This is a genomic window from Corynebacterium sp. HMSC05E07 (assembly GCF_001807225.1).
GTDB classification, from domain to species: domain Bacteria; phylum Actinomycetota; class Actinomycetes; order Mycobacteriales; family Mycobacteriaceae; genus Corynebacterium; species Corynebacterium singulare.
The window spans coordinates 199,332-214,786 of record NZ_KV788202.1; the positions used below are offsets into that span (position 1 = coordinate 199,332).

The 15,455-nt window shown below is 59.5% G+C and carries 17 protein-coding genes; 1 reads left to right on the plus strand and 16 read right to left on the minus strand.

Going from position 1 to position 15,455, the window contains the following annotated elements:
* Nucleotides 1-141: 141 nt before the first annotated feature.
* The 14 genes from pyk to hisD all read right to left on the minus strand — a co-directional run bounded on the left by pyk (nt 142) and on the right by hisD (nt 12,530).
* On the minus strand, nt 142-1,563 hold the full coding sequence (gene pyk, locus HMPREF3149_RS01130; protein WP_070536086.1) for a pyruvate kinase: 1,422 nt from the start codon (nt 1,561-1,563) through the stop codon (nt 142-144).
* Nucleotides 1,564-1,839: 276 nt separating this feature from the next.
* Nucleotides 1,840-2,760 carry a prolipoprotein diacylglyceryl transferase gene (lgt, locus tag HMPREF3149_RS01135; RefSeq protein ID WP_042531451.1) on the minus strand — a complete coding sequence of 307 codons (921 nt, stop codon included), beginning with the start codon at nt 2,758-2,760 and terminating at the stop codon, nt 1,840-1,842.
* Between the two features lie 86 nt (nt 2,761-2,846).
* A complete protein-coding gene (locus HMPREF3149_RS01140) occupies nt 2,847-3,674 on the minus strand; it encodes an indole-3-glycerol phosphate synthase TrpC (RefSeq protein ID WP_070535898.1) in 828 nt (275 codons plus the stop codon).
* A 107-nt stretch (nt 3,675-3,781) separates the two neighbouring features.
* Complete coding sequence (locus tag HMPREF3149_RS01145) at nt 3,782-4,414, minus strand: TIGR02234 family membrane protein (RefSeq protein ID WP_070535901.1); 633 nt, start codon at nt 4,412-4,414, stop codon at nt 3,782-3,784.
* Nucleotides 4,407-4,799, minus strand: a complete 393-nt coding sequence (gene hisI / locus HMPREF3149_RS01150) for a phosphoribosyl-AMP cyclohydrolase (protein ID WP_210385390.1) — start codon at nt 4,797-4,799, stop codon at nt 4,407-4,409. The genes HMPREF3149_RS01145 and hisI overlap by 8 nt, the downstream gene beginning before the upstream one ends.
* A gap of 44 nt (nt 4,800-4,843) precedes the next feature.
* Nucleotides 4,844-5,608, minus strand: coding sequence for an imidazole glycerol phosphate synthase subunit HisF (hisF, locus tag HMPREF3149_RS01155; protein ID WP_042531458.1), 765 nt, complete (start codon nt 5,606-5,608; stop codon nt 4,844-4,846).
* A 59-nt stretch (nt 5,609-5,667) separates the two neighbouring features.
* Nucleotides 5,668-6,471, minus strand: coding sequence for an inositol monophosphatase family protein (locus tag HMPREF3149_RS01160; RefSeq protein WP_070535903.1), 804 nt, complete (start codon nt 6,469-6,471; stop codon nt 5,668-5,670).
* 4 nt (nt 6,472-6,475) lie between these two features.
* A complete protein-coding gene (gene priA / locus HMPREF3149_RS01165; protein ID WP_042531462.1) occupies nt 6,476-7,258 on the minus strand; it encodes a bifunctional 1-(5-phosphoribosyl)-5-((5-phosphoribosylamino)methylideneamino)imidazole-4-carboxamide isomerase/phosphoribosylanthranilate isomerase PriA in 783 nt (260 codons plus the stop codon).
* A 30-nt stretch (nt 7,259-7,288) separates the two neighbouring features.
* Nucleotides 7,289-7,924 (minus strand): imidazole glycerol phosphate synthase subunit HisH, encoded by a 636-nt coding sequence (gene hisH, locus HMPREF3149_RS01170; RefSeq protein WP_070535906.1) that lies wholly within the window; start codon nt 7,922-7,924, stop codon nt 7,289-7,291.
* Complete coding sequence (locus HMPREF3149_RS01175; RefSeq protein ID WP_070535909.1) at nt 7,921-9,195, minus strand: MFS transporter; 1,275 nt, start codon at nt 9,193-9,195, stop codon at nt 7,921-7,923. The genes hisH and HMPREF3149_RS01175 overlap by 4 nt, the downstream gene beginning before the upstream one ends.
* Nucleotides 9,192-9,374, minus strand: coding sequence for a hypothetical protein (locus tag HMPREF3149_RS01180; RefSeq protein WP_070535912.1), 183 nt, complete (start codon nt 9,372-9,374; stop codon nt 9,192-9,194). Before HMPREF3149_RS01180 ends, HMPREF3149_RS01175 begins: the two co-directional genes overlap by 4 nt.
* A 6-nt stretch (nt 9,375-9,380) precedes the next feature.
* Nucleotides 9,381-10,013, minus strand: a complete 633-nt coding sequence (gene hisB / locus HMPREF3149_RS01185) for an imidazoleglycerol-phosphate dehydratase HisB (RefSeq protein WP_070535915.1) — start codon at nt 10,011-10,013, stop codon at nt 9,381-9,383.
* Between the two features lie 36 nt (nt 10,014-10,049).
* Nucleotides 10,050-11,156, minus strand: coding sequence for a histidinol-phosphate transaminase (locus HMPREF3149_RS01190; protein WP_070535917.1), 1,107 nt, complete (start codon nt 11,154-11,156; stop codon nt 10,050-10,052).
* 33 nt (nt 11,157-11,189) lie between these two features.
* A complete protein-coding gene (hisD, locus tag HMPREF3149_RS01195; protein WP_070535920.1) occupies nt 11,190-12,530 on the minus strand; it encodes a histidinol dehydrogenase in 1,341 nt (446 codons plus the stop codon).
* 150 nt (nt 12,531-12,680) lie between these two features.
* Between hisD and HMPREF3149_RS01200 the strand changes: the two genes are divergently transcribed.
* Nucleotides 12,681-13,604 (plus strand): YbjN domain-containing protein, encoded by a 924-nt coding sequence (locus tag HMPREF3149_RS01200; RefSeq protein ID WP_042531476.1) that lies wholly within the window; start codon nt 12,681-12,683, stop codon nt 13,602-13,604.
* Nucleotides 13,605-13,634: 30 nt separating this feature from the next.
* Here the strand turns inward: HMPREF3149_RS01200 and HMPREF3149_RS01205 are convergent, their stop codons facing one another.
* Nucleotides 13,635-13,874, minus strand: coding sequence for a hypothetical protein (locus tag HMPREF3149_RS01205; RefSeq protein WP_042531477.1), 240 nt, complete (start codon nt 13,872-13,874; stop codon nt 13,635-13,637).
* Between the two features lie 22 nt (nt 13,875-13,896).
* Entirely contained in the window at nt 13,897-15,438 is a 1,542-nt protein-coding gene (locus HMPREF3149_RS01210) for a molybdopterin-dependent oxidoreductase (protein ID WP_070535923.1), read from the minus strand.
* Nucleotides 15,439-15,455 lie beyond the last annotated feature (17 nt).

Genomic DNA, 15,455 nt, shown 5'->3' on the forward strand with positions numbered 1-15,455 from the left:
CACCACCACCCGGAACATCAAGGATGCTACAAACACAGCAATCCCACTGATGGCTCCCGGGTGGACATATAAAAGCACCACCGTCGTCCCAGTTCTAGGGCGCGACGGTGGTGCTTTTCTCTGCTGCGTAAGAAAGTGTGCTTACTGCTCGCGGAGAGTCTGACCCAGCTGGTGAACCTGGATCATGTTGGTATTGCCGGAGATTCCCGGAGGAGTACCAGCGATGACGACGATCATGTCGCCTTCCTTGTACTTGTCCATCCCCAGCAGAGACTGATCGATGGCTTCCATCATGTCATCGGTGGACTTCACCTCGGAGCTCAAGAAGGTCTCTGCGCCCCAAGTCAGGGCCAGCTGCGAACGTACCGCCGGGTGCGGGGTAAACGCCAGCAGCGGCAGCGAGGAGTGCAGACGAGCCACGCGCTTCGCGGTGTCACCGGAGGTGGTGAAGGCCACGATTGCTTTAGCGTTAAGACGCTCAGCAATGTCGCGTGCGGAGTAAGACACCACACCGCGCTTGGTTCGTGGCACGTGGGTCAGCGGCGGAACCTTGCCGCCTTCCTCAGCGTTCGTGACGATCTTGGACATGGTGCGCACGACGTTCTGTGGGTCGATACCCACGGAGGTCTCACCGGAGAGCATGACGGCGTCAGCGCCATCGAGCACGGCGTTAGCAACGTCGGACGCCTCCGCACGAGTCGGACGCAGGTTGGAGATCATGGAATCCAACATCTGGGTGGCCACGATGACCGGCTTGGCGTTCTCACGCGCAATCTGGATAGCGCGCTTCTGGAAGAGCGGAACCTGCTCCAGCGGCACCTCAACACCAAGGTCACCGCGAGCAATCATAATGGCGTCGAATGCCAGCACGATGGATTCAAGGGCGTCGACAGCCTCGGGCTTTTCCAACTTGGCAATGACCGGAACGCGGCGGCCTTCCTCATCCATAATCTCGTGGACCTTGTCCACGTCTGCTGGGGAGCGGACGAAGGACAGAGCAATCATGTCCACACCAAGGTTCAGCGCGAAACGAAGGTCCGCGATGTCCTTTTCCGACAGAGCCGGCACGGAAATATCCATGCCTGGCAGGGAAACGCCCTTGTTGTTAGACACGGGACCACCTTCGGTGACCTCGCAGACAACGTCGTTGCCGTCTACTTCCCGACATACGACGGCAACCTTGCCGTCATCAATCAGCAGGCGGTCTCCCGGCTTCGCATCCTGTGCCAGGTTCTTATAAGTCGTGGATACGCGGTCGTGGGTTCCCTCAACATCCTCCACGGTGATGCGGACAGTTTCACCTTCCGCCCACATTTCCTCGCCATTAATAAATCGACCCAAACGGATCTTGGGGCCCTGGAGGTCAGCGAGGACGCCAACAGCTTTGCCACTTTCATCAGTGGCCTCGCGGACCCAGCGGTAATTTGCTTCGTGGTCTGCATGCTCGCCGTGGGACATGTTAAGGCGCGCGACGTTCATGCCCGCATTCACCAAGCCAAGGATTCCCTCCTTGCTTGCCACGGCGGGACCCAACGTACAAACGATTTTGGTTCTTCTATCCAACATGGAGTGCCTTATTCGCATCGGGGATTCTCTAACGATTCCCAAACTACCCCCGTTGGTGTGTCTCGGCCACTGTGAACGCTGCTCACATCCCACGCCACCCAGAGTCCCTTCTTCACGGCGAAACCCATATTTCGCCAGTACCCGCAGTCTCATACGGACGTGACCGGGCACAATCGGACTTATGGAGCACTGTGTGGAGCCGCCCCACCTCCCGTGCCGTCGCCACCAGAAAAGTTCTGTGATCCCTACTACTGCACCACCGCTTCCGCGGACCTAGATGGCCGGGTACGCGGCGGAACCATGACTCCCGCCGGGCGTATCATCGCCCTGAGCGTGAGTTGGATCAACCTCATCAGGAGTCTCCTGTCCTCGGGGCAATCGGAAAAACACGATGAGAGCGATAATGAAACAGACAACGGACACAATGATGTTGATGCGCAGGCCAAAGACGTGCGTGGCCTCATCCGCACGCATATTCTCCACAATAAAGCGGCCCGCCGTGTAACCGGCAACGTAGAGCGCGAACACGCGACCATGCCCCAACTTCCAAGCTTTGTGAGCCCAGAGCAGGAAGATACAGATAATGACGTTCCACACAAGCTCGTAGAGGAAAGTCGGGTGCACTGAAGTCATAACCTCGCCGGTGGACCGGCCGCTGATCGGCGCGTACTCGCCGTTTTCATTGACGCGATAGTAGATATCGAGCGCCCACGGCACGCTTGTCTCGCGGCCGTAGAGCTCTTGGTTGAACCAGTTGCCCAAGCGCCCAATGGCTTGGGCCAAGATGAGGCCGGGAGCGACGGCATCCGCGAAGGGGCCCAGCGGAATGCGCTTGATCTTGAACATGCCCCACAACGCCACTGCGCCCAGCGCCACGGCTCCCCAAATACCCAGGCCACCGTTGGTGATCTTCAGAGCGTCGATGGGGTCACACGTAGAGCAGAAGTACTTATCATAATCCGTCATTACGTGGTAGAGGCGTCCGCCGATAATACCAGCAGGAATGACCACTATGGCAGCGTCCCAGACCACGTCCGGGTTGCCACCACGCGCGGTATAGCGGCGCAGCGTCATCCACATGGCCACGAGAATGCCGAGGATGATGCACATGGCGTAAGCGCGAATAGGGATCGGGCCCAGGTGCCACACGCCCTGCGGCGGGGACGGAATGTTGGCGAGGTTGTAAATTTGCACGGGAGATAGTGTGCCTGAAAAGTGCTGTCTCTACAACGCTTCAGCGGCACGGGGGTTTCCTACCGCGCTCGATACTGCGTCTGTGACTAGCTTTTTCGGGAGGGACAAGCCGGGTGTTGCCCGGCCGCCACCAGCGAGCGCGCCAAGGCCATGGGATCCTGAGCCGCCATGATGGACTCGCCGACCAAGATAGCGTCTGCGCCGTGGGAGGCATAAGACAAAACATTGCGGGGTCCGTTGACGCCGCCGACGGCAATGCGGGTAATGGACTCCGGAAGACCGGGCGAGATAGTAGAAAAGGCCTCCCGATTAATAGCATCGGAGGCCAAAGACCACGCATTGATCGCCACGACAGAGCCACCAGCTTTGATGACACGATCCACTTCAGCGCTCGTGCGTACCTCAAGAATGGCGGTCATCCCTAAGGACTCAACGCGGTCCAGAAGAGACTCAAGACGGGCTTGCTCGAGAAGCTCCACCTGCAACGGGATCGCATCGGCGCCGTAGCAGCGTGCCTCGTGAATTTGATACGGATCCACAATGATGTCGCGGCACACAATGGGTATGTCCACGGCATCGCGGGCCACGCGCATATCTTCAAGCGAACCGTGAAAGCGGCGCCGATCCGTCTGGCAGGCCATGACGTGGACCCCCGCCGCTTCAAGGTCATGAGCTAGCGTCGCAACCGACTGTGGGCTTTCGAGGTTCGCGATCTCACCGGCATAAGGCACGGCACGTTTGATTTCGGTGATGATTGAGCACCCTGGGCGCAGCAGGGCCCGGGCTGCATCGCGCGGGGCATCCATATCACGGGAGCGCGCTTTGACTTCCTTGAAGGGGACGCGGGCCTCGCGCGCGGAGACGTCGGCAAGCACGCCGGCGACGAGGTGATCGACAGCGATCGGGGTAGGCATCAGCACCTCCCTCCGTGAGGAGACTCAAAGACGAACCGGGGCGATTGAGATCACACTTAGGCTAGCGCGCCCACGCCCCTAACCGGAAATCCGGTACACCCGACCTGTCATTCACGCGGCGTGGAATCTGTGGGATCAATATCTGCGTCGAGAGCATCCCACATCACACGGCCCGAATCCTGGGATGTCTCCAAATCGTCCTGGAGACGCTCCTGGCGCACAGCTGGAGTCTCATACTTCGACGTGCGCGGCTTGTCTGCGCCGGGATTGCTGGCCACCATAACCGCGCCAAACAGCGCCAAAGCTGCGCCGATGAGCGCAAGAACTGGGCCTGCCGACGCCGCGTCCGCGGCAAGGACCACAGCCCAGTCAGAAATGCTCGTGGCTCCCACCGAGGTATCGTTCGTGCCGCCCTGCAACAGTTCCTGGGCGCGTTCAACTTCAGGCCCCGCAGTCAGCAACGCGATAGGGCGCCACGCCGCGCCAGCTGCCGCCACTGCACTCAGAATGGCGACGATGCGTCGAGCGGTACGACGCAGCGCCAGGGCAGCCACACTGCCAGCAAGAATGACCACAGTCAACGCTATGAGCTCGAGTGACCACAGCGAACCGGACAGCTCCATGACGCTCGAGCCAGCCTTATCGTCTTCCACAGCGGCTTTAACCCAGGTCATGCGCGAGGACAACCACAGCGCAATGGTTCCCACGAACATAAGAACCAGTCCGATGCGTCTAGCCATGAGTTATCTCCCCAGCCTTGGTTACAGTCTTTGCCTCTTCGGTTGTTTCCCCCGCCTTAGCCAAGAGATTATGCGCATCGAAGCACGTGCGATCCCCCGTGTGGCAGGCACCGCCCTCTTGGCGCACGGTGAGCAAGATAGTGTCTCCGTCACAATCCAGGCGGGCGCCGAGCACCTCTTGGGTATGCCCGGACGTCAAGCCTTTGATCCAATACTCCTGGCGGGAACGCGAATAGTAGGTACCACGACGCGTAGCCAGCGTGTACGCCAACGCGTGGTCATCCATCCACGCCATCATGAGTACCTCGCCGCGCTCCGACTGCACAATGGCGGGAACAAGTCCGGCCTCGTTGCGCTTGAGCTGCTGGGCGATGTCTCCTGCCAGTTCATAGTCTTCAACAGTGCGACCTGTTGTGTTTCCCGCTGTGCTCACAGGCGCACCTCATACCCCGAAGCCGCCAGCGCCTGCTTAACCTCAGCGATGTCGATCTCACCGAAGTGGAAGATACTCGCTGCTAGAACGGCATCCGCCCCAGCCTCAACGGCCGGCGGGAAGTGCTCGGCCTCACCGGCACCACCCGAGGCGATGATGGGGACGGATACCGCTGCACGAACCGCCTGGAGGAGCTCGATGTCGAAGCCCTCCTTGGTGCCATCACCATCCATAGAATTGAGCAAGATTTCACCCACGCCCAGCTCCTCGCCGCGGCGAGCCCACTCCACCGCATCAAGACCAGCAGGCTTGGTGCCGCCATGCGTGGTGACTTCAAAACCGCTGGGATATTCAGGCGAACGGCGCGCATCGACAGAAAGCACAATGCACTGCGAGCCAAAAACATCAGCAAGTTCACGCAGCAGTTCAGGGCGAGCAAGTGCAGACGAGTTCACAGAAACCTTGTCCGCGCCAGCGCGGAGGAGCTCGCGTACATCCTCAACCGACCGCACTCCTCCTCCCACCGTGAGCGGGATGAATACCTGATCCGCAGTACGCCGCACGACATCAAGCATGGTGCCGCGACCATCCTTAGATGCGGATACGTCCAAAAAGGTCAACTCGTCTGCTCCCAGCTGGTCATAGCGGGCGGCAAGCTCCACTGGGTCACCGGCATCACGCAGGTTTTCAAAATTGACGCCCTTGACCACACGGCCATTGTCAACGTCTAGGCACGGGATCACGCGCACGGCAAGCGCCATGGTGATTGTCCTCCTCAAGGGATGGGGGTTTGAAGGTAAACGGGATAATAGAAAGCGCTCTAGCGCTGGCCTCGCGGGTTGCGAGCAATGGCATCCAACATGGTGGCATGGACCTGTGGGGTGCCGCCCACAAAACCTTTCGAGGTCGCCGTCCACTCGTTGCCTTCGGGATCACTGACGCGTCCTCCAGCTGCCTTGATCATGAGCGCACCTGCAGCGTTATCCCACGGGTGCGGTGAGAAATTCACCGCGCCATCAAAGACTCCTTGCGCCACGAAAGCATTATCTAGGCCCACCGAGCCGGTCATGCGCGGGCGCAAGCCAGTCTCACGAAGATCGTTGAACAGTGCCGTGGGCAGGTGCGACGAGCAGCCAATATGGCCACGGGCTTCATCAAAGCCGAGAGCGCCTTCTCCGCCACCAAACCCGGTGGAGGGACCACCGCTGGTGCGCAGCGGCATTCCTTCTGCGGCCACGACGCGGCGGCCCAAGAGCGGGAAGTCCGCCACCGCAACAACCGGCTTCGCCTCATGAAGGAGAGTGACCAAGATTCCGCAGCATGGATTACCCGCGGAGTAGTTAGCGGTGCCATCGACTGGGTCAACGACCCACACGGTGTCCTCGAGGCTGCCACCGGACTCCTCGCCAAAGACAGGTATGCCGGTAAGTTGGCTCAGCGTCACCCGCAGCTGCTGCTCAATCTGCAGGTCGACTTCGGTGGCAAAGTCACCCTCCCCCTTAAAACGGGCAGGGGCCGCTCCCAAACCAGCGCGGAAGAGGTCATCGACCTGGTCCACGGCAGCTTCCGCAAAAGCAACAAGTTCGCGAGGATCTGAGGCAGAAAGTCCTGACATGGCTGCCATACGCTTAGGCCTCCTCAATAGGATCGATGTACTCCTCAGCCGGCAGCGGAGTGACCTCTGCAACGGCGGCAAGTGCTTCTTCCAACGTGAAGCGCTCTTCATACAGCGCCTTGCCGATGATGGCAGAATCGATGCCTTCATTCTCGTAGAGTGCCAGCTCGCGCAGATCATCCAGACTCGAAATACCGCCCGAGGCAGTCACTGCAGCATCGGTGGCTGCAGCCACGTCGCGCAGGAGCTCGATGTTCGGGCCCTGCAGCGTACCGTCCTTGGACACGTCGGTGACTACGAAACGAGTGCATCCAGCGGAATCGAGGCGCTCGAGAACCTCCCAGAGGTCCCCACCATCGGAGACCCAGCCATGGCCACGGGTGCGCCATTCACCGTCAACGAGCCGTACGGCCAAGTCCACCGCGATACGATCTCCGTGTTCAGCCAGCACCTTAGCTATCCACTCAGGCTGCTCCAGGGCTGCAGTGCCAATGTTGACTCGACGTGCCCCTGTGGCCAGTGCTCGGGCGAGGGACTCATCATCCCTGATTCCACCGGTGAGCTCCACCTCAAGGTCCACACTCGTGGTGATCTCTGCCAGTAATTCGTGGTTGGAACCGCGGCCAAAGGCAGCGTCCAAGTCCACTGCATGCAGCCACTGCGCGCCTTGGGCTTGCCACTTGAGGGCGGCCTCGCACGGGGATCCGTAGGACTTTTCGGTTCCGGCTTCGCCTTGATCTAGGCGCACGGCCTGGCCATCAACAACGTCAACCGCGGGCAACAGTGTAAAGCTCATGGTGGGTAGTCTACCTTCCGGACGAGCTCTTTAAAGCGTTCCGATCCAGTTCTTTAACAGCTGCGAGCCCGCATCCCCGGACTTCTCCGGATGGAACTGCGTAGCCCACAGCGCACCATTGTCCACCGCGGCCACAAAGCGGTCCCCGCCGTACTCTGACCACGCAACTTTTGGTGGCTCGGTGATTTCGGTCTGCAGCTCCCAGCTACGGGCAGCGTAGGAATGGACGAAGTAGAAGCGATCCTCCGGGCCGATACCGTCGAACATATCGCTGCCCTGAGGGATTTCCACGGTGTTCCATCCCATGTGAGGCAAGACGTCAGCGTACAGCTTGCTCACATCGCCCGGCCATTCCCCGCAGCCCTCTGTGTGAATGCCATGTTCGGTGCCGGATTCAAAGAGCACCTGCATACCCACACAGATGCCAAGAACCGGACGTCCACCGGCAAGTCGCTGACCGATGATGCGCGGGCCCTGGGCGTCACGCAGCCCCTTCATGCAGGCGGCGAAGGCGCCCACACCGGGCACGAGCAAACCATCCGCCTCAACCGCACGCTTGGAGTCTGCTGTGACGGTGACCTCTGCACCGACGCGCTCAAGCGCGCGGACGGCAGAGCGCAGATTACCCGCCCCATAATCGAGGACGGCGACGTTCCGGGAACTCATCGTTGTTCCTTTCCAGGCCTCCTCGGCCACCTAATCATCCGGAGTCGGGTTTTGATGTCATTGATTTCACTCACGCGCGTCTTGCCCAGTGCGCTATCCGCCAAGGTCATGAGAAGACCCACCGCGATAATGGCGGAACCCGTGGCAAAGGCCCCGTCATAACCGGACATCGCCACCACCGCACCGAGGGCCGTGGAACCAAGACCGGTGCCACCGTCGTAGAAGATATTCCACACGGCAGAGCCTTCTGAAAGGCGCTCACGAGGCAGTCGGTCGAACATCGACAGCAACGCCTCATTCTGAACAACGCCGAAGCCTGCGCCATAAATCGTGGTTCCGAATACGAGCAGCCAGACCGACCACTCCTGCCACAGCACCACCGCGATAAGTCCCACACCAAAGACAGAGAAAATCTGCGCCGGAATCATGAGCGTTCCCGGCCTTCCGGCTCGGTCCGCCACGACACCCGCCACATAGCGGAAGATCATGGCCGCACCGCCGATAACGGACAGCATGAGGCCACCAAGGACGGCGCCGCGCTCTGGATCTAGCTCACGCACTGCTGGGGAGATGAAGTTTGAGGCCACACCGTAGCTCACGGAGAAGCTGGTCAGCGCCAGCGCCGGAACCAACACGAGTTTCCACATCGGCGCACGCGGGGTGGTATCCGACGGATCCGGGGTTCCGACGGGGGCTGCCTTGATCTTGGGGACGAGGATGCAGGTGAAGAATCCCAGCAGACCAAGTCCCGCCGCCAGCAGGTAGACGATGTTGTAGTTGAAGGCCGCTGCAACTGCGAGACCAACCGGCAAGAAGGCCATTTGTGCTGCACCGATAAACAATCCGAAAATGCCTGTGGCCTTACCCAGAAGGCGTCGCGGTGTAATTTCCGCGATCAAGGCGTTTTCGCCCACAGTCAGAGCACCAAAGCCAATACCGCGTAGGGCAGAAAAGCCAAGGGCAATGGGAGCGGCGTCACCAAGCATGTGCCCCAACGCTGGCACTCCCAGGAGCAAAGCTGAGGCCGCCATCACAGGACGGTAGCCAAAGATACGCAACAGCATCGGGGTCATCATCTGGGTGAGGACGGTAGCCAACATAAAGACACCCGTGGTAGCGCCAGCCAATGTCGCCGAACCGCCGGCATCAAGCACCGCCAAGGGCACAACGGGCAGCAGCACTGACCAGGCACCGAACGCGGAGACCACCGCGATCATGGTCTCTTTAAAGCCGGCAACCTTCCATACGCTCGTAGGAGTCGATCCAGTCATTTCGCCGACACCCCTTCCGAGAAAATATCCAGCAGCCATGCCACTGCGGCCGCGATCGTTATCGCTGCCAAGACGCCCGCAACCACAGTCATGAGTTTGGAGTCATTCTGGTAGGCCGACCATGCACCGCCGATAAGCAACCCAGCGACGAGAAACAAGAAAAGAACAAAGATGTTCATAATAGGTTAGAGCGCTCCCTTCGTCGATGGAACGCCGCTGACCCGCGGATCACGTTCGGTAGCCTGGCGCAGAGCACGGGCCACCGCCTTGTACTCCGCCTCCGTGATGTGGTGCGGATCGCGCCCGTAGCGAACATTGACATGCAGGGTCGTCGCAGAATGGATAGCGAAGGTCTCGAAGAAGTGCCGGTTAATCACCGTGGCATAATGCCCGCCGATGATCTGCCATTCCAAGCTCTCGGGCTCGCCGTTCATGACGAAGTAGGGGCGGCCAGAAATGTCCACGACAGCCTCAACGAGGGTCTCATCCATAGGCAGAAGCTGGGAACCAAAGCGGCGGATGCCGGACTTGTCCCCCAGGGCTTCAAGAAATGCGCGGCCGAGGACAATGGCCGTGTCTTCGACAGTGTGGTGCGCGTCGATCTCAATGTCGCCTTCAGCGTGAACAGTGAGGTCGAAGGCGCCGTGAGTAGACACGGCGGTGAGCATGTGATCGAAGAACGGCAGACCTGTGGAAATATCCGCCTTCCCAGTACCGTCGAGATTGATTTCGACGGAGATTCTTGTCTCCCCTGTGGCGCGCTCAGCGCGACCAATACGGTGACCGCGCTCTTGGCTCTCAACTACGTCGGTACTCATAGTCTCACGCTCCTCCTTCACATCGTGTTCATGGTGTTATTTCTCAACCATCTCTACTGTATCTGCCAGGTCCGCTGCGGCCGAAAGGAAGGCGTCATTTTCCTGCGGCAGGCCAATGGTGGCGCGCAATAGTCCCGGGACGCCGTTGTCACGGATGAGAACATCGCGGTCAAGGAATCCTTGCCACACTGCGTGTTGGTCGGAAAAGCGCCCAAAGGATACGAAGTTGGATTCGCTCGGTACTACGTAGTAGCCGAGCTCCTTGAGGCGGGCCACGACGCGATCGCGTTCCGCCGATAGTGTGGCCACGGTGCTCAATGTTTCTTCTTTGTGTTTGATCGCCACGATGGCCGCAATCTGGGAGAGCACTGAGAGGTGGTACGGCAAACGCACGAGCATCACGGCCTCGACGAAAGCGGGGTCAGCAACGAAATACCCTAGGCGTCCACCGGCGAAGTCGAAGGCCTTCGACATGGTGCGGGAGACCACGAGCTTCGTGGGGTAGTTCTCCAGGAGAGTGGTGGCCGAAGGCGAGGGAGAAAACTCCATGTAGGCTTCGTCCACGATGACGATTCCGGGCGCTGCCTGGATAATCTTCTCCACCACCTCGATGGGCGTAACATCACCGGTGGGGTTATTCGGGGTGGTGATAAAGATAACATCAGGGCGGTGCTTCTCAACGGCCTCCAAGGCCGCCTCTTCATCAATCCGGAAATCCTCGGTACGCGGGCAAGAGATGAATTCCGTCTGCGTGCCGGCGCAAAGAATCGGGTGCATGGAGTAACTGGGAGTGAAACCGAGGGCGCTGCGACCAGGACCGCCGAAGGCCTGCAGCAACTGCTGCAGCACCTCATTCGAACCGTTAGCGGCCCACACATTGTCCACGCTAACGGTCACGCCGGTCTGCCCGCTCACGTAGCCCGCCAGCGCGGTGCGCAGCTCCACGGCGTCACGTTCGGGGTAGCGGTTGAGCTGGGCTGCGTGCTTTTCGACGGCCATGACCATGTCTCGGACCAAAGCCTCCGACGGCGGATAGGGGTTTTCGTTGGTGTTGAGCTGATTCGTCACTGTCAGCTGCGGCGCGCCGTAGGCGCTAGATCCACGCAGTTCTTCGCGCAGGGGAAGATCCTTCAACTCAGCCATGGTGTTGGCCTCCTCAGGTGTCGCTAGCTCTCGCTAGTTCTCGGGTGTGTTCGGGGCATCGAAGCGGGCGGCAATTGCCTCGCCGTGTGCTGGAAGTTCCTCGGCTGTGGCGAAGGCAATGACCTTCTCGGCCACCTCCCCCAGTGCTGCACGGTCATATTCCACAAGATTGACTGGGCGCAGGAAAGTGTGGGTGGACAACCCCGCGCTGAATCGCGCTGTGCCGGAGGTTGGCAAGACGTGGTTGGAGCCTGCCGTGTAATCACCCAGCGGTACCGGCGAGTAGTCACCCACAAAGATGGCGCCTGCATGCCGGATGCGCTCCGCCACCTCACGGGCGCTCGCGGTATGAATCTCCACGTGCTCGGCGGCATACGCATCAGCCACGGCGATGCCCGCCTCAAGGTCACTGACAAGCACGATGCCGGACTGCTCGCCGCGCAACGCCGCGGCAGCCCGCTCGGCATTCGCCGTCGCAGTGTAACGCCGAGCTACTTCTGCGCCCACGGCCTCCGCTAGCTCTTCGGAGTCAGTAATGAGGACGGATGCTGCCATTGGGTCGTGCTCCGCTTGGGAAATGAGGTCATAGGCAACGTAGACGGGGTTCGCCGTTTCATCAGCCAAAATGGCGATTTCGGTCGGTCCTGCCTCAGCGTCGATCCCTACTACTCCCCGTACCGCCCGCTTAGCTGCAGCCACGAATACGTTGCCTGGGCCGGTAATAATATCGACTGGTTCAAGCGCTGCCTCTCCCGTAGCTGGCTCATCGTCACCATAGGCCAACAGCGCGATAGCTTGGCCACCACCAACCGCCCAGACCTCGTCCACGCCCAGCATGTGGCAGGTCGCCAGAACCGTCGGGTGTGGCAGGCCACCGAAGTCCTTCTGTGGTGGGGAGGCCACAACCATGGCTTCAGCGCCTGCTTCCTGAGCCGGGATGACGTTCATGATGACCGAGGAAGGATAAACCGCCTTACCGCCGGGCACGTAGAGCCCCACACGCTCAATCGGCTGGAACACCTCTGTGACCGTAGCGCCAGGAGCCAGGGTTGTGGTGTGCGGGGAAGGCTTCTGATCCGCATGCACGGCGCGCACACGGTTAATGGATTCCTCGATTGCGGCTCGCACGTGAGGATCGAGTTCGGCTGCGGCCTTCTCGAGCTCTTCGGTGCGCACACGCACAGCTTCTGGGCGCACACCATCAAAACGCTCACCAAAATCGAGGGCTGCGGCCGCGCCACCATCGCGTACTGACTCCACCATGGGGATCACTGTGTCCATCACGGAGGACACATCCGTGCCTCCACGCGGCAGGACTCGGCGCAGGCGGGAGGTAGTGAGTTTCTCTCCACGCAGGTCAATGGTTCTTAGCATGGCGCAGCCCCTTTTTATAATATGCAGTGGTTTCTATACCTTCCCTTTACTATACCCGTGCCAAAAGCCAGCGGGCCCCAAGGTGCAGGTTATAGAATGTGTCACTACTAATACATTGACGCACCACCACTGGTGAAGAGAGGCGGCGACATGAGTAACGACGCCGACGAGCACGACGGCCAGGACCACTCCGAGCTACTCACTCGAATGGAGAAGCTCGCACACTGCGAAGAGCTGGATTGCATCCGCGTCAACGCCGACGAGCTCCTCTTTCCCCACTCCCCTTTAGGGGAAACTCGCGTGTACATGGACACCGACGGTGAGCCCATCTTGCGCCTCTACACCACTCATAATGGGGCCCTTGGGTTTGGTGAAATCCCTGAGCTCAGCGAGTTCGTCAACGACTGGAATCACGACTGCCTGTCACCCCATTTGGTGCTCAATTACACCACCCCCACCGAGGTCGAAGTGTGGGGTCATTCTTTCCTCGTCGTCCACCAAGCACCCACCACAGCACAGCTCGCTGCATCCGTCCTGCCGGCGCTGTTCAATGCAGGGGCGTGTCTCGAGGAGCTCGCAACGCGTTTTCCTGCACTGATGCTTCCCCGTCCCGCGGCGCCGGATGAGCCTTCCGAGCTCGATGGCCCAGTGTCCACCGTCGATATTTCCCGTCTAGAGGAAATGCTGCCCTCGCTCGGAATCACACGCTTTCAATCGGATTCCGGGGACGCCATCTACGCGTGGATCAACGATGTTCTCTTCGCCTTTGCCATAGATTCTGGACCTAGCCTCATCATTAAGGGCCACTGGGATCCAAACCTTCCCGGCGGCGAGTTTTCCAAGATGTTCCTCATCTGCAATGACTGGAACCGGGCCAACCATTCGGCGTCCGCATTTTGCCACTCCAACATGGATGGCCTGCAGATCCGGGTGGATTACGCCGTCATGACAGGAGCTGGGCTTTCCGACGCCCAACTGGTCACCGCCCTCGGCCGCGGCATCAAACATGTACTCCACGGCATCGATGACATTTCCCACGATGCCATGGGCTCCTCCCCCGTCGTCTGGCCTTAGGTTGCTAGACGCCTCTTGCCCCCTTCGGCGTTAAGCGATGATGCGGTACTCGCCCGCTTTCGCCAACGCCTTATTCATCACGTCGATGGACGGTTCCACGTTCTCTTTGTGCTTCACCACAAGCTGCGCGTGATCCGAATCGGTAATCTCGAAGGTCGCCTGACCAAGCCCATTTTCCGCAAAGATGTCATATAAAGCCTGCAGCGCCTTACGAACATCATTATCGTCTTTGACGCCGCTGACCTGAAAATAACTGGAAACAATCGACATGGAGGAGAGTGTACGCCCCTACTTAAATACGGCCATTGAAGGCCTGCAATGCCGAGTCCTCACGAGTACCGCCACGGCCGTCTCCATAGTCAGCGTAGTCACGAATCCACGCGACTTTGCTTACCCATTTCACGGCCTTATAGCCATGATTGGATTCCACACGGGCACGGACGGGAGCACCAAGATGAACCTCGAGCGGCTTGTCATTTCGTGTAATCGCCAGAATTGACTGCTCTTCCGAAGCCGTCTCGATGTCAAAACAAGCGTAGAAGGGCTCACGCGGACGGTTGTCATACATCTTTTGGGCCAGGCCATAAGATTCCACCATCACATAGTTCGCACCGTCGGGCTTCGGCCCCAGCAAGGCCAGAACATCCCTGATGGCAGGACCTTCCCACCGGGAGGTCGCCGACCAGCCCTGCATGCAGGTGTGGGTTGCAATGTACGAGCGCTGTGGCAGTGCGCGGAGTTCCTCTAGTGTCACCACGCGAGAGGCACCAGTCACGTCATCCGCAACAGTAATTTCGTAGCCAGCCCAATCGTTGTCGTGGAAGGCAGTCCATTCCTGCGACTCTTCCGGGGTCGGCGGCAAGCCGTTGGTCCAGTGAAACTCAGAGATGTCCTTGTCCGTGTACGCGCTCTTGCTGGCACCCTGGGGACGCATCCAGTTGAGGAAGAGCTTGCGACCAATCTCCGAAATTCCTGTAGTAAGGCGGTGCGCACGTGCGCGGTCCGCCAAGGACCAGTAGGACAGGCCAATCCAGAAGGCGATGACAAGACCGATGGTGATGACGATTGTGGTGAAGGCTTGGGCATAGCGCTCCGGAGTGACATCACCGAAGACCATATGCACCATGTTGTATTCGCGGTGGACGAAGAACACTAGGAAGACGTGGATGATGATGAACACACACATGAAGACCATGCCGATGAAGTGCAGGGAACGTGCACCTTGGTGGCCGCCCCACAACTTGACGTACCACGGGAAGCGGACGCGCACCGCTGGAGCCATGGCCACACCCGTCAGCATCATGAATGGTGCAAGGATGAAAATGACTCCAAAGTAGGCCAATTGCTGCAAGGCATCGTAGGGATCGAAATGCTCAAGAGCCGGTGTTTGCAGACTCATGTAGGTAAGCAAGCTATCCCACGCCTCGGGGATGATGTCCCAGGAAGTCGGAACGATGCGCCGCCACAAGCCGGTGGCGAAGAGCAACGTGACATAAACGAGTCCGTTGAGCACCCAGAGCATGACCGACACACCATGCCAGTGGCGTCCCAGACCGATGTTTTCACGTCCCGGTAATGTCAGCAATGGTGAGGCTGAGAGCTCATCCATGAGGGAGGTGTACACGCCCTCCTCCTTCGGGAGCTCACGCTTAGTGAACTTCAACCACTCGGTACCAGGCGCACAGTCATTGCGCCACCACAGACGTGGCATGGAAGATAGCATCTCCCAGCCGGAACGAAGCAACATACCCATCAAGATGAAGTTGATGAGGTGGCTCGCACGCAGCCAGAGAGGATAGTCAGGGTTTTCGCCTAAAGCGAGAACGAAGTCCATAGAGGTGACTCCTAGAG